This is a genomic window from Halomonas sp. ML-15, from assembly GCF_014779595.1.
Lineage (GTDB): Bacteria > Pseudomonadota > Gammaproteobacteria > Pseudomonadales > Halomonadaceae > Franzmannia.
On record NZ_JACXZT010000010.1, the window covers coordinates 94,978 to 112,679 of the forward strand.

The window sequence follows — 17,702 nt, forward strand, 5'->3', positions numbered from 1 at the left end:
GACACGTTTTGCCAATGCCGGGTGCGCTATCAAAGCGCGCCGGCGCGACAGGGGGAGGTGTCCCATGACCCAGTCCATCAAGCTCGAAGATCCACGCCTGTTCCGTCAGCATGCCTATATCGACGGCAAGTGGACCTACGGTGACGGTGGCCGCGACGAGGCGGTGACCGATCCCGCCACCGGCAGCGTGCTGGGGCATATTCCGCTGCTCGAGGCCGAGCAGATTCGCGGCGCGGTGGATGCCGCCGAGGCCGCCTTCGTGCAGTGGCGGGCGCTGCGCGCCGACGAGCGCTGCGAGCGGCTGCTGGCCTGGTATGACCTGCTGCAGGCGCACCGTGAAGATCTGGCGACCATCATGACCCTGGAGCAGGGCAAGCCGATGCCGGATGCCCGCGGCGAGGTGGAGTACGGCGCCAGCTTCGTGCGCTGGTTCGCCGAGGAGGGCAAGCGCACCTTCGGCGAGACCATTCCCAGCCATATTCCCAATGCCGCCCTCGGCACCCTCAAGGAGCCGGTGGGCATTGCCGCGCTGATCACGCCGTGGAACTTCCCGCTGGCGATGATCACCCGCAAGGCCGCCGCGGCCCTGGCCGCCGGCTGCACGGTGATTGTCAAGCCGGCCAACGAGACGCCGTTCTCGGCGCTGGCGCTGGCCGAACTGGCCGAGCGCGCCGGCATCCCCGCCGGGGTCTTCAACGTGGTGCTGGGCGACCCGCCCGAGGTGTCGCGAATCCTGTGTGCCGAGGAGCGCGTCAAGGCGCTGTCGTTCACCGGCTCGACCCGGGTCGGGCGGCTGCTGCTCGAGCAGTGCGCCGGGACCGTCAAGCGCGTATCGCTGGAGCTGGGCGGCAACGCGCCCTTTATCGTCGGCCCCGACATGGACCCCAAGGAGGCGGCGCTGGCGGCGGTGGCAGCCAAGTTTCAGACCGCCGGCCAGGACTGCCTGGCCGCCAACCGCATCCTGGTCCACGAATCGATCCACGATGCGTTTGTGGAGCACTTTGCCGAGCGCATGGCGGCACTGACCGTCGGCAATGGCCTGGAGAGCGAGATCGACCTTGGCCCGCTGATTCATGGTCAGGCCGTGGACAAGGCGGCCAGTATCGTCGATGACGCCCTATCACGCGGCGCGACCCTGGTCGCCGGCGACCAGAGCCAGGCCCCGGGGCCCAACTTCTTCATGCCGGTGCTACTTACCGGGGTTACGCCGCAGATGCAGGTGTGGCGCGAGGAGAACTTCGCGCCGGTGGCGGGGATTACCGCCTACGCCGATGACGACCAGGTCATCGAGATGGCCAACGATACCGAGTATGGCCTGGCGGCCTATGTCTATACCCACGATATTCGCCGCATCTGGAAGCTGCTGCGGGCGCTGGAGTTCGGCATGGTCAGCGTCAACTCGGTGAAGATGACCGGCCCGCCGGTGCCGTTTGGCGGCGTCAAGCAGTCGGGGCTGGGCCGCGAGGGCGGCATTACCGGTATCGATGAGTATCTGGAAACCAAGTACTACTGCCTGGGCGCCCTGGGCTCGGTATCGGGGAGCTAGTGAGATCAAGGGACCGGAATGCACCGTCGAGCGATATTTACCAAGGACGCTGGGGCAAGCGCAGCGGCGCGCGGCGATCGACAGGGATGTCGATCGAGAATCGGCAAGAGGGACCTTGTTCCGATTCGACGCGCAGGCCGCAAGCGCAGCCTCAGGGTTTCGTCCTTGGGCATCGCGAGAGGGTGTATCCGGGCCCGCACAGCCACACAAACGAGTATGAATATCTCCCCGCCATGTTGGGATATCTGAAAAGAGAGAACAGTGATGAGTCTGCATAAGGAATTGATCGACCGCGACCGCAAGGTCACCTTTCACGCCTCTACCCATCTGCGTGACTTCGCCCACGGCGACGCGCCGGGTCGGGTGATCAGCGGCGGCAAGGGCATCCATATCGTCGACAAGGACGGCCGCGAGTTCATCGACGGCTTCGCCGGGCTCTACTGCGTCAATATCGGCTATGGGCGCACCGAGGTGGCCGAGGCGATCTACCGCCAGGCCCTCGAACTGTCCTACTACCACACCTATGTAGGCCACGCCAACGAGCCACAGATCCAGCTCTCCGAGAAGATTCTCGAGCTGGCCGGCCCCGGCATGTCCAAGGTCTATTACGGTATGTCCGGCAGTGACGCCAACGAGACCCAGCTCAAGCTCGTGCGCTACTACAACAACGTGCTCGGGCGCCCGCACAAGAAGAAGGTCATTTCGCGGATGCGCGGTTACCACGGCTCGGGTATCGCCTCCGGCTCGCTGACCGGGCTCAAGGCGTTCCACGACCACTTCGATCTGCCCATCGAGACCATCCGCCATACCGAGGCGCCGTTTTACTATCAGCGCAGCGCCGAGCAGTCGGCCATGAGCGAGCGTGAGTTTTCCCACTACTGCGCCACCAAGCTCGAGGAGATGATCCTCGACGAGGGACCGGATACCGTGGCCGCCTTTATCGGCGAGCCGGTGCTGGGTACCGGCGGTATCGTGCCGCCCCCGGAGGGCTACTGGGAGGCGATCCAGGCGGTGCTCGCCAAGTACGACGTGCTGCTGATCGCCGATGAGGTGGTGTGTGGCTTCGGGCGCATCGGCGCCGATTTCGGCAGCCACTTCTATGGTATCAAGCCCGATTTGATCACCATCGCCAAGGGCCTGACCAGCGCCTATCAGCCGCTCTCCGGGGTGATCGTCGGTGACCGCGTATGGAAAGTGCTGGAGCAGGGCACCGGTGAGTTCGGACCCATCGGCCACGGCTGGACCTACTCCGGCCACGCCCTGGGCTGCGCCGCGGGCCTCGCCAACCTGGAGATCATCGAGCGCGAGGGGCTGACCCAGAACGCCGCCGAAACCGGCGCCTATCTGCAGCAGGCGATGGCCAAGGCGTTCGGCGACCATCCGATCGTCGGCAACGTGCGCGGCGTCGGCATGCTGGCGGCACTGGAGTTCTCGCCGGACCCGGCCAAGCGTACCCAGTTCGACCCGGGCCTCAAGGTCGGCCCGCGCATCGCCACGGCGGCCATGGATGAGAACCTGATCGCCCGCGCCATGCCCCAGGGCGATATCCTCGGTTTCGCGCCGCCGTTGACCACCAGCCGCGCCGAAGTCGACGAGATCGTCGCCCGCGCCAGGCGCGCCGTGGATCGGGTGCTCGACGACCTGGCCAATAACGAAGACCTCAAGTAAGCCACTGCACAGGCGTGTCGAGCGCCCCCGTCCCTGTCAAGGGACGGGGGCGCTGCGCTTTGTGCGCCAGCGAGTTGTGCGCTTGGCGGCGCTGAGCCAAGCTGACAGCATCCAACAGCTACCGGTTGGCAAGGAGACGCACAGCATGGCAACGCTACTGGCCTTCGATGTCTATGGCACCCTGATCGACACCCACGGCGTGATCGCTGAACTGGAGACGACGCTTGGCGACGGCGCCGTTGAGTTCTCGCGCCGCTGGCGTGACAAGCAGCTCGAGTACAGCTTTCGGCGCAGCCTGATGGGCGCCTATGCCGAGTTTTCGGTATGCACCCAGGAGGCCCTCGAGTATACCGACCGTGCGCTGGGCACCCACCTCTCGGAGACCGCCAAGGAGCATTTGATGGCCGCCTATGGCCGGCTGCCGGCGTTTGCCGAAGTGTCCGAGGCGCTGGCGCAGCTGACCCGCCGAGGCATTACCTGCGTGGCTTTCTCCAACGGCACTCGCGAGGCGGTGGATGGCCTGCTGCGCCAGGCCGGCATCGACCAGCACTTCAGCGATATCGTCAGCGTCGACGAGGTCAAGCGCTTCAAGCCCGACCCCGCCGTCTACTCGCATCTGCGTACTCGACTCGAGGCCCGCGCCGCGGATACTTGGCTGGTCTCCAGCAACCCCTTCGATGTGATCGGTGCCGGCCACGCCGGCCTGCATGCGGTCTGGGTGCGGCGCGGCAGCGACGCGCCCTTCGATCCCTGGGGCGGTGAGCCGGATATGACGGTAAGCGACCTGCTTAGTCTGGTCGAGCGACTCGACTAGGCGCTGTAAGGCGTCCGGAACTTCAGCGACTAAGTCGTAATAGGACACATCACAGTGGGCGAAGCCGGTGCGCTTCGCTGCATTGCCCGTGGCGGGGTGGTCGAGGAGGCATGGTGATTGTGAAGAAACAGTGGGCGTCGTTGCTGTTGCTGTTACTGTTATTAGCAGCTCCCGTCATGGCTGACACCCGTTGGCCAGAGAAGGGGTGGCAGGTATTCGCCACCTCCGTTACTTACGATGAACTACTGACTGCCCTTCGCCAAGCCGTCGAGGCCGAGGGCATGTTCGTTGTCACCGACGTGGGCCCGACCGAGGCAGCCGCTCGCCGTGGAGAGTCGATTCCAGGTAATCGGGTGGTGGGCGTTTTTCGCAATGACTTTGCCGTGCGTACTCTACGGCTCAGCGTGCCGGCGATGATCGAGGCACCAATGCGCTTTTATGTGACCGAAGAGCGGGATGGCAGTGCCACTCTGGCATGGAAGATCCCCAGCCACATTCTGGCCTCTTATGTGGAGGATGCCGGAGCTGGGTTGGATGAGATCGGTCAGGAACTCGATAGCATCTTTGCCGCTATTGCGCGCCGGGTTGAAGTCGCTACCCGATAGAAGGGCACCACAACGTGTCTGAGGAGATAGCAAGATGGCTACCGGCTCTAAGCAACGGCTTCCTGCCCCCAGGGATACTCTTATCGAAGCTGGCTTGATGGGGCTGGCATTACTGCCCACGTTGGTCTCGTTCTATATCAGTCTAGTGACCGGAGATGGACACTGGTTCCAGCGATCAGGTGCTTTGATGGTGCTCTTCTCGGTGGGCGTTGAATACCATCGAAAGCACCTGATGTCCTGCCAATATCTATCCCTAAGTGAGACGACAGAGGGCGTCTCGACCCGGATGGCGCGCATCATCATTCGCTTCTGGCGCGCCGTGCCTTTTGCCTGCTATTTCGCTATCGTCGTCGGCACCCTGATCTGGAGCTACGGAGACCTGCTGTTTGCGTGAAATCGGATGATAAAGTGTCGCGGTTAGATATCTAATACAATACCCAGCGCTATCATTGAGTGCAGTCCCGAAGCGCCTCGTCTATTGATGATGGTCATGGTTTTCAGTTGTCACTGGAAATATTCCACTGCCTACTGGTCCCCGCTTGTTGGGGAGTATTTGCGGAGAGTGTGCTGCATTTCAAGAATAAATATCGATGAAAACGCTCTGTTAAATTTCCGCTAATAATGTAAGAAACCTTCCCTTTCTCAGACTCTATAGAGTGGTAATAAGCCACGATTGGAGAGAAAGGGGAAAACCATGAATATGCAACACAACAATATGCATCTCCCTGCCTCAGCCGGTATCGCTGCCTTGCTGTTTGCGGGAATGAATTCACCCGCAATGGCACAGGATGCTGATATCGATCAGCTGCGTGCCCAGATGCAGGAGATGCAACAACAAATTGAGCGGCTCGAGAGTGAACAGGCGCAAGCACAGCAGCACGAGGCTGAAGCCCGGGAGGAGCTAGCTTCGAATGTGGTCACGGCAGGAGATACACCGGGCAGCTTTAAGGTGCCGGGAACCAATACATCCATAGAGGTTGGTGGCTATATCAAGTTCGATGCAATCTATGACCTCGATCAGGACTTGGGAGATAGCCTTTTTGTCGAAAGTATCGATATCTCTGACGGGGCAAGCAATGGTTCATTTCGCGCTCATGCCCGTCAGTCACGTCTGTTCATAAAGAGTTCGACGCCGACAGAATCTGGACCGGTTACGACTCATCTGGAAGGCGATTTCTTCGGTGGTGGCGGAAATGAAGTTTTCTCCAACTCACGGGGCTTTCGCCTCAGGCACGCCTATGGTGAGTGGAATGGACTTTTGGCAGGCCAGACCTGGAGCAACTTCATGCAGTTCACTGCTTATCCTAGCACGGTCGATTTCGATGGTCCGGTAGGAGTGAGCTTCATTCGCCAGGCTCAGCTTCGCTACACGCTGCCACTGGGAGATAGCGCGCTGTCGTTCTCGGCCGAAAATGCTGAAGCCACGGGCTTTTCCGGCTCGCGTGATAGTGCTCCAGACCTGACTGCCCGCTATCAATGGAATGGTGCGAATGCAGGAATTGAGACGGCGGCGTTGGTCCGAAGGCTCAAAGTGGATGACGGCATAGCCAATGATTCTGCGACAGGATATGGCCTGATGCTGGCTGGGAATATCGGGGTGGGAACCGACACTACCTTGATGGCTGGCGCCATTTATGGAGACGGTGTCGGGCGGTACCTCTACACGGCAGATGGTTCAGATGACGGAACGACCGGGATTGGAGCGGCTTTCGTCAATGACAACGGTTCCCTAGAAACCATTGAGGCCTATGGTTTTAACGCAGCTGTAGCCCAACAGTGGACGGATAAGTTTAGCTCTAGCCTGTCATATGGCCAGGTCAGAGGAGACCGACCAGGGGAACTTTTCCCGACGTCTACCCGGAAGCTGGAGAGCGTACACTTCAGTCACTTCTATCAAGTGACGGAACCGGTTACGCTTGGGTTTGAAGTTTCCCATGGAAGGAAGGAGTTGCAGAATCATGAGTCAGAGGATAATACTCGCTTGCAGTTCTCGGCGCAGTACAGCTTCTGAGCTCATGGCTCTAGTAAGTGACAGCAATGTAAGTTGAAAATCGGCGCTCTATGCGAAAATTACGTCTCCATGGTGCGCCGATCAATAATCAACGGTCTGATTTTCAACGACTATCGCCGCTTCCAGATGACAATGTAACAATGTCTCGTTCAATCAGTTTTTCATACTGTTTTCCGGTTTCATGAAGAAGGCTAAACTGCTGATTGCATTGAGTGCAATAGCTGCACATGGCAAGGTGAACCTTGAGTGATAGTTTTTCCTGAAATGTCAGTGGGACATCGAGTCTCTTTGACATCAGGTGGGTTGCTTCTTTACACATCATCATTTTGAACATCACGCTTCCTCCGCGAGCCAGTCGCGTTCGATACATGCACGTAGGCGTAACCTGGCACGATGCAGTATTACCCAGCAATTATTCTGCTTCAGGCCTGTTTCTCGACAGATATCCTCTGTTGATAGGCCCATTAGTTCTCGTAACGAAAAGACACGCGCTGCGGTATCAGGAAGAGCGGTCATGCAAAGATCAAAGATTTTCCAGAAGCGCTCACTGTGCAGTGTCGTTTCAGGGTCTCCCCAGTCAGAGGGCCTGGCTTCCTGGTCCCAACGGCCATTTTTCTGAAATTGGCGATCTATAGCCGCCTCATCGAGTTCTTCATCAAGCGGTTGCCACCAGCCTTCGCGTCTCTGAGCTCTCAGTGAGTCCAGGATCTTGTATTTGAGAATACCAAACACCCAGGTTTCGTAACCTGATCGACCGGCAAACGTATCGTCTTTCTCGATGGCTGCTTCGATTGCTTCCTGTACGGCATCCTCGGCTCGAGCCAGGTCGCGAAGCTGTAGCCGAGCAAAGGAGATCAGCCGAGGCCTGACCGCAACCAGTCGCTGCATTCGCTCCTGGTTGCCCTCCGTCGTGATCTGTTGCATGGGATCTTACCTGTTGAGGCCTGCTCCCGGAGAGTGAGCTGGCGTGATGAGTGCATTCATTGAGGGGATATTGTCATTTCGTATTCACACGGCTTTGTCGGCAGATATGAGATTTCCTTACACGGCCGTGCAAGTTCATTTTCCCTGAGGTGCTGGCCCGGACAGCCAATCCACTGTAATGAAAGCTGGTGTATCTCTACCAAGTAGAGAGAGACCAAGGTGGCCCTACACCGCTATCGGTAGGGATAGAGAAATGTCACAGAAGGATCATGATGATGCTCGAAGTACTGGTTATGTACCCCAACCGTGATGGGATGCGCTTCGATGTGGCGTATTACCTCAAGGAGCACGCTGATCTGGTCACACGCTTACTGCAGGGGTATGGATTGAACTACATCCGCATTGCCAGAGGCACTGATGCCATGTCTCCCTATCACGCGGTGACCTGCCTAGGCCTTGACTCGCTCGAGAGCTTCGAATCCGCAATCGAAGCGATCGGCGCCACCCTCTTCGAAGATATCCCTCGATTCACCGATGTGGAGCCCTTAGTTCAGGTCAGCTATGTCGTCTGCGAGCAGCAGGTGAGCTGAGGTAATCGCGACAATCAGTGGCCGATAGACAGGAGTTCACCATGGCACTGCACATACTGCGCTACTCAACACTGAGTGTTTCCCTGGGCTTGGCGTCGATGCTGCCAGCCCAAGCATCACCCCCTAGCCAAGACCCGCCTCAGGTGCCGGTTGCGTACTCTATCGAGGAATTCCAGGAGGCAATACGCTCGGGCGGACCGGGAAAGGATGGGATTCCTTCCATTGATCGCCCACGCTTTGTATCCGCTAGCCAGGCGACGCTAAGTGAAGGCGACAAGGTCATCGGTGTTTACCACCGTGGCCAGGCCAGGGCCTATCCTCAGCGAATCCTTGTCTGGCACGAGATTGTCAACGACGAGGTAGGCGGGGACTCGCTCAGCATCACTTACTGCCCGCTGACAGGGACGGCGCTGGGGTTCAAGCGCGGCGAAACCGAGTTTGGCGTTTCCGGGAAACTGGTCAACAGTAATCTGATCATGTACGACCGCGCTACCGACAGTGAATGGCCCCAGATTCTGGGTGTGGCGATCGATGGTCCCATGGTTGATCAAGGTCTCGAGGAGTTTCGCGTCTTCTGGACGACCTGGGGAGCGTGGCAGGAACGCCATCCCGAGACGGAGGTGCTAACAGAAGACACAGGCTATGTTCGCAATTACCGGCGCGATCCCTATGGTAGCTATGACCCGCCCAGCGGCTACTATGCCCCCGACAGTCGACGTCTGTTTCCGGTCATGCAGCGCGATGATCGATTTCCCCCCAAGACTGTGGTGTTCGGCGTGAGAAGCCCCGAAGGAGCCTTGGCGATTACCCAGCAGGCACTGCGGGATGAGGGTGTTGTCGACCTGACCCTGGGAGAGCGTCGCTACACCGTGATTCATGACCCGGGGCTGGATACCGGCTGGGCTTTCTATAATCCTGAGCATGTCGATATCCAGCCTGCGGAGCTCGACTTCACTGCCGAAGGCGTAAGCGGCCCAGGTATTGCCTCGCTTGAAGCGGTGAACGGATTCGAAGCGATGTGGTTTGCCTGGGCGGCCTTCTATCCCGACACTTATCTCCATGAGAAGCAGGAGCAGCCATGAAAGCGATGGCTCGGGTGTTGGTCAGGATGCTATCTCGACCGGGCACACTGCTGGCTATCAGTGGGATCATGGTCCTGTATACGCTGCTCTACCTGTGGCTGACCGGCGATATTGCCGGTGGAGGGAGGGGCGGGTGGAGCACCGCCTTTCCCGCCTGGGAAAGAGCCCTCCAGATGAGAGGCCCGTTTCAATTCGAGCCAGTGGGCTTGATATCCTTCGGCGCACTGGTCTGGACCTTCAGTCCGCTCAACACCCTGCTGGCCGCCATCATTGGGCTGCTGGTGGGGGTGAATATCGTGGCTGGGTGGTGGCTTAGAATGCGTCCACGGCAGTGTGGGTTGGGTAGCGCCAGTAGCGGTTGGGTGGCGCTGTTGCCGGCCTTGCTTGCCGGTGGTGCCTGCTGTGCTCCACTGATTCTGATCTGGGTGGGGCTACCGATTGCTGGCATTGTGGCAGGGGTGGCGCCGTTACTGATGCCTGTGGCACTGCTGATACTGACAGCGGGGCTCTGGTTCAGCTTGCATCGACTGACCAGAGAGGGGGCGTGAACCTGGCCAAGCGAGTTCAAGTGAACTGAACTTCACCCTTGGCAAGCCATCACAGAGCAGTGGCCTGTGCTCAGCAGGTCGCTCCAACGCACATGGAGGTAGAGGAATGAGCCGCTATTACGCGTCACTGATCACTGCACTAACCGCCGGGCTGATGGCCGCTGGCTCGCTTCACGCCGATGATGCCGCTCCCCAGGGCATTGAACGACTCAGCGGCAGTGCCAATATCGACGATGTGGAGTCGCGCCTGCGTCAGGCGCTCGATGATCGCGATCTCACCTTGGTTCAGATGGTCGATCACGCCGCCAATGCGGCCAATGTCGAGCTCGATCTATCCGAGACCCGCCTGTTCATGTTCGGCAATCCTGAGGTCGGCACGCCGATGATGCAGTGTCAGGGCAGTGTGGCACTGGACCTGCCGCAGAAGATGGTGATTCGCCAGGACGGCGATCAGGTGCATATCGAGTGGAATGACCCGCACTATCTGGCCGAGCGCCACGGCCTCGATGAGTGCGAGCTGCCGTTGGACAATGTTGCCAGTGTGCTCTCGGAAGTGGCCAGCGAAGCGCTTGGTGACTGAGGGCCGCTGCCGCACTTGATCTTGGGGGGCGGGCTTCGCCCCTCACGCGGCTCCCTCTTTGAGCCAGCCCTGCTGAAGGCAGGCCCGCAGCTTAAGTCGGGCACGATGCAGAATGACCCAGCAGTTGTTTTCTTTGATCTCGAGTACCCCGCAGATCTCCTCGGTAGATAGCCCCATCAGTTCCCGCATGGAGAAGACCCGGGCCGTACTGTCCGGCAGCGTGACCATGCAGGCATCGAATACCTGCCAGAAATGCTCGTTCTCGAATATCTGGTCCGGTTCTCCCCAACTGGCCGGGCGGGCACTCTCCTGCCAGCGTCCATTCTGCTGAAACTGCTGGTCGATGGTATCGTCGTTACTATCGTCCAGCAGTGGCTGAAAGTGCCCTTGGCGCTTCTGGTAGCGCATCACGTCAAGAATCTTGTACTTGAGAATGCCGAAGACCCAAGTTTCATACCCGGAGCGACCGGCGAAGCTGGCGTCCTTCTCAATAGCGGCCATCAGCGCATCCTGGACGGCATCCTCCGCCCAGGCGTTGTCCCTCAGATGAAGGCGTGCATAGGAGAGTAGCCTGGGCCTGACCGCCGTCAGCCGTTGCATACGGCTAGGGGGTGGTGGTTGGCCGTCGCTTTCTGAAGATCTCTTATCCGTCATTGCATCAATATTCCATCGTCAGTGGTATGGAGCGGCGCGGCAGCTTCATTTTTGCTACGCCCACCAACACTCGGTCGGCTGCCAGGGAAAAACATTACAGTGCTGTAAAAGAATTTTTTGCGAAGTGTTTATTTCAAAAACTCATAGGATTTTTTTTAAGATCGACGTAATGAAAGAGCCGGCTTGGCTACTAAATCACAAGAACACTCGATACGTGATCTTGACCATGACAATGTAGGCAAAGGAGAAACATCATGAAACATACTATGCTCATCACCACTACGCTTATCGCTGGTATCTTGACCCTGGGTATGGCCTCTCAGGCCACTGCCGCGGAAGTAACACAGACTCGCTTCGAAGTTGGTAGTCCCATGTTGGGCGGTACCCGAGAAGGAACGCATCAAAAAAGCGTGGACATAACGCCGCAAGATCGCCAAGCCGAATATCGTACTGTGGTCGACGTCGGCAGTCCGGCAGTCGGCGGCACTCGCGAAGGCAGCAACCGTCAGCGGGTCAAGGTCGAGGTCCAGCAGGTCACGCCTCACCAGGCGGGTCAGCCTGAGTATGCAGGCCCCCGGGTCGATACTCCTCGGCAAGGCACAACGGGCTGAGGACGACTGTTAGAGCGCGCAAACGGATATCTTTCAGCACGGCAAGTCCAGTACGGGCCACTCCATAGGGTGGCCCGTTTGCATGGCACGTTGCAGCGACTCCACCGAAGGCTATCTGTCCGGGGCTCGTATTAATAGTGGTCAGTGAGAGGATAGCTGTAGCCGCTTAAGATGATGTTCTTCGCTTTGCATGTAAGGTGTCGGAGTAACCGTTCTAAGTAGAACTTTTATAACGGTGGTTGGTGAAAAAATTATAAGTTATTGCAGGGGTTGGTGTAATAATGGTGGCCGCTTATCTACTAAGTAAAAAGGACGCGAGATATGCGATCCCGATGATGACAAAGTAGATAAAAGGAGAAGCACCATGAAACGCACTACACTGATCACGACCACGCTCATTGCAGGTATCTTGACCCTGGGTATGGCCTCTCAGACCACTGCCGCGGAGTTGACGCAGGTTCGCTTCGAAGTGGGTAGTCCCCTGTTGGGCGGTACGCGGGAGGGTACTCATGAGTTTCGTGTACCCATTGATGAGCAGGCCGCTCAATCCGGCGATCATATGGACTATCGCATCAGCTTGGAGGTGGGCAGTCCAATGCTGGGTGGCACCCGGGAAGGGATCCACCGTGAGCGGGTCAAGTTTGAGGGACCTCAGTTGTCTGCTCAACAGGCTTCCAGCCCCGAGTACGGTGGGCCAAGAGTCGACAGGCCGAGGCAGGGAACGCGGGGCTGAGTTGAATAATGAGAACACTACGACTTCCAGCCTGTACATGGCTAATCGGGCCACCCGACGGGGTGGCCCGATGTGTTATGGGCATGGGATAGCCCAAGCGCTTGCTCCCCTGGGCATCAAGCGTCGTCGACCATTCCTGGATATATCGCCGCAAGCCTTGGCAGGTCCTCGGGGCGGTCGACGTCCCATACCGTGGCGGGGCAGTCGAGCTGCCAGCCCAGTGCGGCAATTCGCTGACGTGTCTCGTCCATGACTGACCCCGTTCCCCAAGCGATGCCATCGAACAGCCGTGGGTCGACATGGCGAACCCCGATCAGTCCATAGCCGCCATCTTCGGCAGGCAGCATCACCACGTCCGCCAGGCTCAACGCATGATGGCAGCGAGCCAGAAGCGCAGGGGTCAGCACGGGGCAGTCGGTACCCACCAGCAGTCCTGGTTCAGGCATGTCGTGGAATGCCTGGTGGATACGCACCCCTAGGGTGCCCTCAGGCTGGGGGCGGAGCAAAATGCCATGGTGTTCGGCCATTTCCCTGAACACGGGGTGGTCATGATCCAGCGCCGTCCATAGCGTGATGGATGCCGCTGATGTGGTGTCGAGCGCCACCCTAAGCGTATGGCGTAGCAGCCGCTCGTGGAGACGGGCGGCTCCGGCGTCACCCAATGCCGGGATCAAGCGTGTTTTCGCCAGGCCGGGTATGGGGGCCTTGGCGAGAATCGCCAAGGGGGCGTCAGCGGGCATGGTGGTACGCCTGGGCCAGGCTTTCCGGTGACTCGCCGCGCCAGTAGCGGTAACGCAGCCGCCACATCAAGACCATGGTGCGCCACACCCCATGCTTTTCCCAGCGTCGTCCGCTGGTCGTCACTCGAGACGTTAGGCAGGCCGGCGCCGAGCGCTTCTTCAAACGCCGCGACATCTCGATATCCTCCATCAGCGGCTGTTCAGGGAAGCCGCCGGCGCCGATAAACGCCTCGCGGCTCATGAATATGGCCTGGTCGCCGGTGGCGATGCCGGTGAGTCTTGAGCGCCAGTTCATGGCGGTGGCAATGATTGGCAACAATGGGTGGCGGCCCTCGATGCGCACATCGAAGCGGCCCCAGCAGCGTCCTGCGGCGAATGCTTCACGTATGACCTTCGTGGCGTCTCGGGGCAGGCGAGTATCCGCATGCAGGAAAAGCAGGCAGTCGGCGTTGACTAATGCTGCACCTTGATTCATCTGCCGGGCACGCCCAGGAGGACTGCTGATGATCATTACCTCCCAACGCCGGGCGATGGACCGGGTGTTATCGCGACTGCCGCCATCCACGATGACGATCTCATCGATATCCGAATGCTTCAGGTCCGACAGCTGCTGGTCAAGGCCGCCAGCTTCATCGAGCACTGGCATTATCAGGCCAATGGAGCAGCAGGGCGATGGAGATGTGGAATAGGGCATGGGCTTTGTCATCACCCCGAGTCGTCGTGACGAAGGGATACTTACACGCCAGCCGAAAAAAACTCGACAGACGGATATGCCTGTCACCTGTAAGGAATCCTGTATCCGGCTCACCAAAAGGACATTCTCTCACGAATGAGGGAAATTCGGGTATCAGTTGACGAAAGGTCGGGAGGCGATATGGCCAAAAGGTTGAGTTTATTATTGCTACGGGTGTCGCTGGGGGGATTGCTTCTGGTGTGGGGTGTCAACAAGGTCGTCAATATCGATCACAGCATGGCCATTGCCGAGAACTTCTATTTCGGCCTGCTTGCGGCGGAGACCTGGTTGCCGATTGCCGGAGTTGCCCAGATGGCAGTGGGCCTGCTGATCGTCGTCGGGCTGGCCAGGCGCTGGGTATATCCTGTCCAGCTGCTGATCAATGGCGTATCGCTGGTGGCGGTCGTTGCCTCAGTGATCGATCCTTGGGGCTGGTTCCTGGAGGGGACCAATGCGCTGTTCTACCCTTCGCTGATCATTTTTGCTGGTAGCCTGGTGGTAATGGCATTTGTGGATCAAGACCAGTTGGCGCTGGATGCCAAGAAAACGCCGGCTCCCGTCAGTTGGAAAGCCAGCCGTCGCTGCGGGCAGTGAAAGCTTGGCGCCGAATCATTGCCCGCCGAACAGGTACCTTATCAGGCTGGCGATGCTCAATCCGAGCAATGCCAAGAGCGCGATGCCGACGATGGGCATCATCCAGCCCATGGCGTCCATCATCATGCAGTTTTCGGCGGTCATGCCCATCATGATTGACTCCTTGCGAGGAACTTGAGGGTATTTTGCGACCTTGGTGCTGCCTGTCGGTCAAGCGCATATTATCCGGCACAGCAGGAGAGTTGCGTCACGTCTTTGGTGAAAGTCTGTGCGCAAAGCTTGAGCCCCTCCACGATGGTCAGGTAGGGAAACAGTTCATCGCCGATCTCTTCTATTGTCAGGTGGGCGCGTAGCGCCATCACCGCGGTCTGAATCAGCTCACCGGCTTCCCTGGCTACTGCCTGTACGCCCAGCAAGCGTCCCGAGTCCTGCTCTGCCACCATCTTGATGAATCCTCCGGTGTCGAAGTTGACCAGTGCACGCGGCACCTTCTCTAGGTCGAGCACGCGGGTCTCCACGCTGAAGCCTTGCTCGATAGCCTCGGCTTCCATCAGGCCGACGGTAGCCACCTGGGGATCGGTGAAGATCACCGCCGGCATTGCGCTAAGGTCCAGAGAGACTGCGCCGCCGGTCATGTTGACAGCGGCCCGGCTGCCCCCGGCGGCGGCGACATAGACGAACTGCGGTTGATCGGTACAGTCACCGGCAGCATAGAGGCCGGGGACGCTGGTTTGAAGCTGCTCATCGACCAGAATCGCGCCTCGTGTGGTTCTGACGCCGATATTTGCCAGGTTCAGCGTCTCGGTATTGGGTGTGCGTCCGGTAGCCACCAGCAGTTGGTCCGCGCGCAGGTTGCCGGCACCGGTGTCTAGAATGAACTCATTGTTCCTGTGGTCCACGTGGCTGACCCGGGTCTGGGTCAATACCTCGATGCCCTCGCGACGAAACGCCTCCTCCACTGCCTCTCCCACTGCCGGGTCTTGCTGGGACAGCACTCGGTTGCGGGCTAGCAGACTCACCCGGCTGCCGAGCCGGGCGAAGGCCTGGGCCAGTTCCAGAGCCACCACCGAGGCGCCGATGATGATCAACCGCTTGGGAAGGGTGTCGAGTGCCAGGGCGCTGGTGGAGGTCAAGTACGGGGTGTCAACCAGGCCGGGGATCTGAGGCAGTGCCGGGCGGCCGCCGGTGCCGATGAAGGCGCGATCGAAGCGGACCGTCTGCTCGCCGCCCTCATTCAACGTGACCGTCAGGCTGTGGGAATCGACAAATCTGGCTTCCCCGTTGAGGACCGTAATGGCAGGGTGGTCGCGCAGTATTCCTGCGTACTTGGTGTCACGCAGTTCCTCCACGAGCGCCTGCTGTTGCTGAAGCAGTCTCGCCCGATCTACCACCGGTGCTTGGGCACTCACCCCCTCGTCGAAGGGACTCTCCCTGCGGAGATGCGCAATATGTGCGGCGTTGATCATGATCTTCGAGGGCACGCAGCCGGTGTTGACGCAGGTGCCGCCGAGAGTACCGCGTTCGATCAGGGTGACCTTGGCACCGCGCTCGGCCGCCTTCAAGGCGGCCGCCATGGCCGCGCCGCCGCTGCCGATGACTGCGATATGCAGGGGTTTGTCATCACGCATGAGGGGGATTCCTTGTTTGGGACGTGGCGTTGTCATTGCAGGTGGCGCATTGCTTCTTGCGCCATAGCGCATACAGGGTCAGGCCGATGAAGAAGGCCAGGGCAGGCAGCAGCACGAGGTCCAGATGGCCAATCAGGGCCGCCAACCCCAAGGTGGTGAGCAGAATCGCAATGATCGGTGTAACGCAGCACAGTGCCACCAGGACGCTGCCTATCAGGCCTACGTGCAGTAGGGTCTTGGGATTCTTCATGGTCACTCCTGATCCCGGGCGTTGAGGCCGCCATGCCGCTTCGCCTTTCATGGTCTTGTTGTACGAGATAAGGTTACTTCCGTAGTTGGATACGGAGTCAAGGCGTATGCACAAGGCATCAAACACGCTGACCATCGGCGGACTGGCCAAGGCGGCAAATGTACATGTCGAGACGATTCGCTATTACCAGCGCCGCGGCTTGTTGCCTGAGCCCGAGCGTCCCCACGGGGGGATTCGACGCTATGGTTCTGCTGATCTCGGCCGTTTGACGTTCGTGAAAAGTGCCAAGGAGCTAGGCTTCAGTCTCGACGAGATCGACGATCTGCTGCGGTTGGATGATGGCACCCACTGTTGGGAAGCGAGCCAGCTTGCCGAACACAAACGGCAAGTCGTGCGAGACAAAATCGCGAGGTTGCAACGCATCGAGGGGGTATTGAGCGAGCTGGTCGACCGATGCCACGCCCAGCAAGGCAATGTCAGCTGCCCGCTGATTGCGTCATTGCATCGCGGTCTCTAGCAAGGGGCTAACTTACATGCCCCTGTAAGGCAGCCGGCCATTATGGCGACAAAACTGGACCAGCAGCCTAGAGCAGTGGTTCGAGGAGGCGCTGATGTCCACGATGCTAGAACGTTGCGGTTACAGTTTGAGCTGCTGGCTTGCCCAACCACGGCCCTGGCATCGATCTCTATCGCAGATCGAACCCGAGGTGTTGGACTGTCTGCAGCCGGGGGATGTCTTGCTGGTGGAAGGCTCCTCTCGGTTGAGCACGGTGATCAAGTACCTAACGCAATCCTCCTGGTCACATGCGGCGCTATTCGTCGGCAGTGACGCGGCACTGAAAGCGGGAGGACTAGCGCAGGACTGCTTTGTCGAGGCGGATCTGGCCGAGGGCGTACGCCTTGTGGGGCGGGATGAATTTATCGATGTCCCGCTACGGATATGTCGTCCCGTCGGCCTGGATGCTCACGAGATAAAGGCGTTAGTCGAATTTGCCTGCCAGCGGGTGGGATATCGCTATGATCTGCGCAATATCCTCGATCTGGCTCGCTACTTGATGCCCTTGCCACCCGTGCCAGTGCCTTGGCGTCGGCGAATGCTGGCATTGGGGAGTGGAGACCCCACCCGGGCGATCTGCTCGACCTTGATCGCTCAGACCTTCCAGTCGGTGCAATATCCGATATTGCCTATCCGCGAGCGCGTCGAGACATCGCGACAGGAGAGGTGGGGAGGCGTGCTACACCGACGGCACCATACCCTGTTCACGCCCCGGGATTTTGATCTCTCTCCCTATTTTCAGATCATCAAGCCAGCACTCCAGGCTGGTTTTGATCCCCATCGTCTCGTCTGGCGCGAGCTGCCCACTGCACTGCCGCCGTCCTGAGCGCATGGT

Annotated in this window: 23 protein-coding genes; 15 read left to right on the forward strand and 8 right to left on the reverse strand. The window is 59.2% G+C overall.

All coding sequences use genetic code 11. From position 1 onward, the window contains the following. The first annotated feature begins 64 nt into the window (after positions 1–64). From IEI94_RS07410 to IEI94_RS07435, 6 genes are all read left to right on the forward strand, one after another. On the forward strand, positions 65–1,546 hold the full coding sequence (locus tag IEI94_RS07410) for an NAD-dependent succinate-semialdehyde dehydrogenase (RefSeq protein ID WP_191166677.1): 1,482 nt from the start codon (positions 65–67) through the stop codon (positions 1,544–1,546). 264 nt (positions 1,547–1,810) lie between these two features. Then, positions 1,811–3,214 (forward strand): aspartate aminotransferase family protein, encoded by a 1,404-nt coding sequence (locus tag IEI94_RS07415; protein ID WP_191166678.1) that lies wholly within the window; start codon positions 1,811–1,813, stop codon positions 3,212–3,214. A 145-nt stretch (positions 3,215–3,359) separates the two neighbouring features. Next, positions 3,360–4,028: a haloacid dehalogenase type II gene (locus tag IEI94_RS07420; RefSeq protein ID WP_191166679.1), complete on the forward strand. Its 669-nt coding sequence runs from the start codon at positions 3,360–3,362 to the stop codon at positions 4,026–4,028. Positions 4,029–4,138: 110 nt separating this feature from the next. Beyond that, entirely contained in the window at positions 4,139–4,633 is a 495-nt protein-coding gene (locus tag IEI94_RS07425; RefSeq protein WP_191166680.1) for a DUF302 domain-containing protein, read from the forward strand. A gap of 34 nt (positions 4,634–4,667) precedes the next feature. Continuing rightward, a complete protein-coding gene (locus IEI94_RS07430; protein ID WP_191166681.1) occupies positions 4,668–5,027 on the forward strand; it encodes a hypothetical protein in 360 nt (119 codons plus the stop codon). 300 nt (positions 5,028–5,327) lie between these two features. Continuing rightward, positions 5,328–6,644 (forward strand): DcaP family trimeric outer membrane transporter, encoded by a 1,317-nt coding sequence (locus IEI94_RS07435; RefSeq protein ID WP_224749991.1) that lies wholly within the window; start codon positions 5,328–5,330, stop codon positions 6,642–6,644. Positions 6,645–6,747: 103 nt separating this feature from the next. Here the strand turns inward: IEI94_RS07435 and IEI94_RS07440 are convergent, their stop codons facing one another. Together IEI94_RS07440 and IEI94_RS07445 are read right to left on the reverse strand one after the other, a co-directional pair. Further along, positions 6,748–6,978: a zf-HC2 domain-containing protein gene (locus IEI94_RS07440; RefSeq protein ID WP_224749992.1), complete on the reverse strand. Its 231-nt coding sequence runs from the start codon at positions 6,976–6,978 to the stop codon at positions 6,748–6,750. Then, positions 6,978–7,568, reverse strand: a complete 591-nt coding sequence (locus tag IEI94_RS07445) for a sigma-70 family RNA polymerase sigma factor (RefSeq protein WP_224749993.1) — start codon at positions 7,566–7,568, stop codon at positions 6,978–6,980. The genes IEI94_RS07440 and IEI94_RS07445 overlap by 1 nt, the downstream gene beginning before the upstream one ends. A 275-nt stretch (positions 7,569–7,843) precedes the next feature. On the opposite strand from IEI94_RS07445, the gene IEI94_RS07450 reads away from it, so the two are divergent. From IEI94_RS07450 to IEI94_RS07465, 4 genes are all read left to right on the forward strand, one after another. After that, entirely contained in the window at positions 7,844–8,158 is a 315-nt protein-coding gene (locus IEI94_RS07450; RefSeq protein WP_191166682.1) for an EthD family reductase, read from the forward strand. Between the two features lie 41 nt (positions 8,159–8,199). Next, positions 8,200–9,240, forward strand: a complete 1,041-nt coding sequence (locus IEI94_RS07455; RefSeq protein WP_191166683.1) for a DUF3179 domain-containing protein — start codon at positions 8,200–8,202, stop codon at positions 9,238–9,240. Further along, on the forward strand, positions 9,237–9,788 hold the full coding sequence (locus tag IEI94_RS07460; RefSeq protein ID WP_191166684.1) for a hypothetical protein: 552 nt from the start codon (positions 9,237–9,239) through the stop codon (positions 9,786–9,788). The genes IEI94_RS07455 and IEI94_RS07460 overlap by 4 nt, the downstream gene beginning before the upstream one ends. Positions 9,789–9,894: 106 nt before the next feature. Further along, on the forward strand, positions 9,895–10,368 hold the full coding sequence (locus IEI94_RS07465; protein ID WP_191166685.1) for a DUF302 domain-containing protein: 474 nt from the start codon (positions 9,895–9,897) through the stop codon (positions 10,366–10,368). A gap of 42 nt (positions 10,369–10,410) precedes the next feature. Here the strand turns inward: IEI94_RS07465 and IEI94_RS07470 are convergent, their stop codons facing one another. Beyond that, positions 10,411–11,022 carry a sigma-70 family RNA polymerase sigma factor gene (locus IEI94_RS07470; protein WP_318153374.1) on the reverse strand — a complete coding sequence of 204 codons (612 nt, stop codon included), beginning with the start codon at positions 11,020–11,022 and terminating at the stop codon, positions 10,411–10,413. Between the two features lie 254 nt (positions 11,023–11,276). Here IEI94_RS07470 and IEI94_RS07475 point away from each other — a divergent pair, with 254 nt between their 5' ends. After that, positions 11,277–11,633, forward strand: a complete 357-nt coding sequence (locus tag IEI94_RS07475) for a hypothetical protein (protein WP_191166686.1) — start codon at positions 11,277–11,279, stop codon at positions 11,631–11,633. A 364-nt stretch (positions 11,634–11,997) separates the two neighbouring features. Next, entirely contained in the window at positions 11,998–12,366 is a 369-nt protein-coding gene (locus tag IEI94_RS07480; RefSeq protein ID WP_191166687.1) for a hypothetical protein, read from the forward strand. 116 nt (positions 12,367–12,482) lie between these two features. Here the strand turns inward: IEI94_RS07480 and IEI94_RS07485 are convergent, their stop codons facing one another. Further along, complete coding sequence (locus tag IEI94_RS07485; protein ID WP_191166688.1) at positions 12,483–13,106, reverse strand: TIGR04282 family arsenosugar biosynthesis glycosyltransferase; 624 nt, start codon at positions 13,104–13,106, stop codon at positions 12,483–12,485. Continuing rightward, on the reverse strand, positions 13,096–13,800 hold the full coding sequence (locus tag IEI94_RS07490) for a TIGR04283 family arsenosugar biosynthesis glycosyltransferase (RefSeq protein ID WP_191166689.1): 705 nt from the start codon (positions 13,798–13,800) through the stop codon (positions 13,096–13,098). Before IEI94_RS07490 ends, IEI94_RS07485 begins: the two co-directional genes overlap by 11 nt. Positions 13,801–13,935: 135 nt before the next feature. Here IEI94_RS07490 and IEI94_RS07495 point away from each other — a divergent pair, with 135 nt between their 5' ends. Next, on the forward strand, positions 13,936–14,433 hold the full coding sequence (locus IEI94_RS07495; RefSeq protein ID WP_224749994.1) for a DoxX family protein: 498 nt from the start codon (positions 13,936–13,938) through the stop codon (positions 14,431–14,433). A 15-nt stretch (positions 14,434–14,448) separates the two neighbouring features. Here IEI94_RS07495 and IEI94_RS07500 read toward each other — a convergent pair whose 3' ends face one another. From IEI94_RS07500 to merF, 3 genes are all read right to left on the reverse strand, one after another. After that, entirely contained in the window at positions 14,449–14,586 is a 138-nt protein-coding gene (locus IEI94_RS07500) for a hypothetical protein (RefSeq protein ID WP_191166938.1), read from the reverse strand. Positions 14,587–14,654: 68 nt separating this feature from the next. Then, positions 14,655–16,061 (reverse strand): mercury(II) reductase, encoded by a 1,407-nt coding sequence (gene merA, locus IEI94_RS07505; protein ID WP_191166691.1) that lies wholly within the window; start codon positions 16,059–16,061, stop codon positions 14,655–14,657. Then, entirely contained in the window at positions 16,054–16,311 is a 258-nt protein-coding gene (merF, locus tag IEI94_RS07510; RefSeq protein ID WP_191166692.1) for a mercury resistance system transport protein MerF, read from the reverse strand. Before merF ends, merA begins: the two co-directional genes overlap by 8 nt. A gap of 106 nt (positions 16,312–16,417) precedes the next feature. On the opposite strand from merF, the gene merR reads away from it, so the two are divergent. Then, on the forward strand, positions 16,418–16,828 hold the full coding sequence (merR, locus tag IEI94_RS07515; RefSeq protein ID WP_191166693.1) for an Hg(II)-responsive transcriptional regulator: 411 nt from the start codon (positions 16,418–16,420) through the stop codon (positions 16,826–16,828). A 94-nt stretch (positions 16,829–16,922) separates the two neighbouring features. Further along, positions 16,923–17,693 (forward strand): YiiX/YebB-like N1pC/P60 family cysteine hydrolase, encoded by a 771-nt coding sequence (locus IEI94_RS07520; protein ID WP_224749995.1) that lies wholly within the window; start codon positions 16,923–16,925, stop codon positions 17,691–17,693. The last annotated feature ends 9 nt before the right edge of the window (positions 17,694–17,702 follow it).

Excerpts from the sequence above, each read along its gene's own strand:
- IEI94_RS07410 (WP_191166677.1), top strand. The coding sequence starts at position 65 with ATGACCCAGTCCATCAAGCTCGAAGATCCACGCCTGTTCCGTCAGCAT.
- IEI94_RS07415 (WP_191166678.1), top strand. The coding sequence starts at position 1,811 with ATGAGTCTGCATAAGGAATTGATCGACCGCGACCGCAAGGTCACCTTT.
- IEI94_RS07420 (WP_191166679.1), top strand. The coding sequence starts at position 3,360 with ATGGCAACGCTACTGGCCTTCGATGTCTATGGCACCCTGATCGACACC.
- IEI94_RS07425 (WP_191166680.1), top strand. The coding sequence starts at position 4,139 with ATGGTGATTGTGAAGAAACAGTGGGCGTCGTTGCTGTTGCTGTTACTG.
- IEI94_RS07430 (WP_191166681.1), top strand. The coding sequence starts at position 4,668 with ATGGCTACCGGCTCTAAGCAACGGCTTCCTGCCCCCAGGGATACTCTT.
- IEI94_RS07435 (WP_224749991.1), top strand. The coding sequence starts at position 5,328 with ATGAATATGCAACACAACAATATGCATCTCCCTGCCTCAGCCGGTATC.
- IEI94_RS07440 (WP_224749992.1), bottom strand. The coding sequence starts at position 6,978 with ATGTTCAAAATGATGATGTGTAAAGAAGCAACCCACCTGATGTCAAAG.
- IEI94_RS07445 (WP_224749993.1), bottom strand. The coding sequence starts at position 7,568 with ATGCAACAGATCACGACGGAGGGCAACCAGGAGCGAATGCAGCGACTG.
- IEI94_RS07450 (WP_191166682.1), top strand. The coding sequence starts at position 7,844 with ATGCTCGAAGTACTGGTTATGTACCCCAACCGTGATGGGATGCGCTTC.
- IEI94_RS07455 (WP_191166683.1), top strand. The coding sequence starts at position 8,200 with ATGGCACTGCACATACTGCGCTACTCAACACTGAGTGTTTCCCTGGGC.
- IEI94_RS07460 (WP_191166684.1), top strand. The coding sequence starts at position 9,237 with ATGAAAGCGATGGCTCGGGTGTTGGTCAGGATGCTATCTCGACCGGGC.
- IEI94_RS07465 (WP_191166685.1), top strand. The coding sequence starts at position 9,895 with ATGAGCCGCTATTACGCGTCACTGATCACTGCACTAACCGCCGGGCTG.
- IEI94_RS07470 (WP_318153374.1), bottom strand. The coding sequence starts at position 11,022 with ATGACGGATAAGAGATCTTCAGAAAGCGACGGCCAACCACCACCCCCT.
- IEI94_RS07475 (WP_191166686.1), top strand. The coding sequence starts at position 11,277 with ATGAAACATACTATGCTCATCACCACTACGCTTATCGCTGGTATCTTG.
- IEI94_RS07480 (WP_191166687.1), top strand. The coding sequence starts at position 11,998 with ATGAAACGCACTACACTGATCACGACCACGCTCATTGCAGGTATCTTG.
- IEI94_RS07485 (WP_191166688.1), bottom strand. The coding sequence starts at position 13,106 with ATGCCCGCTGACGCCCCCTTGGCGATTCTCGCCAAGGCCCCCATACCC.
- IEI94_RS07490 (WP_191166689.1), bottom strand. The coding sequence starts at position 13,800 with ATGCCCTATTCCACATCTCCATCGCCCTGCTGCTCCATTGGCCTGATA.
- IEI94_RS07495 (WP_224749994.1), top strand. The coding sequence starts at position 13,936 with ATGAGGGAAATTCGGGTATCAGTTGACGAAAGGTCGGGAGGCGATATG.
- IEI94_RS07500 (WP_191166938.1), bottom strand. The coding sequence starts at position 14,586 with ATGATGGGCATGACCGCCGAAAACTGCATGATGATGGACGCCATGGGC.
- merA (WP_191166691.1), bottom strand. The coding sequence starts at position 16,061 with ATGCGTGATGACAAACCCCTGCATATCGCAGTCATCGGCAGCGGCGGC.
- merF (WP_191166692.1), bottom strand. The coding sequence starts at position 16,311 with ATGAAGAATCCCAAGACCCTACTGCACGTAGGCCTGATAGGCAGCGTC.
- merR (WP_191166693.1), top strand. The coding sequence starts at position 16,418 with ATGCACAAGGCATCAAACACGCTGACCATCGGCGGACTGGCCAAGGCG.
- IEI94_RS07520 (WP_224749995.1), top strand. The coding sequence starts at position 16,923 with ATGTCCACGATGCTAGAACGTTGCGGTTACAGTTTGAGCTGCTGGCTT.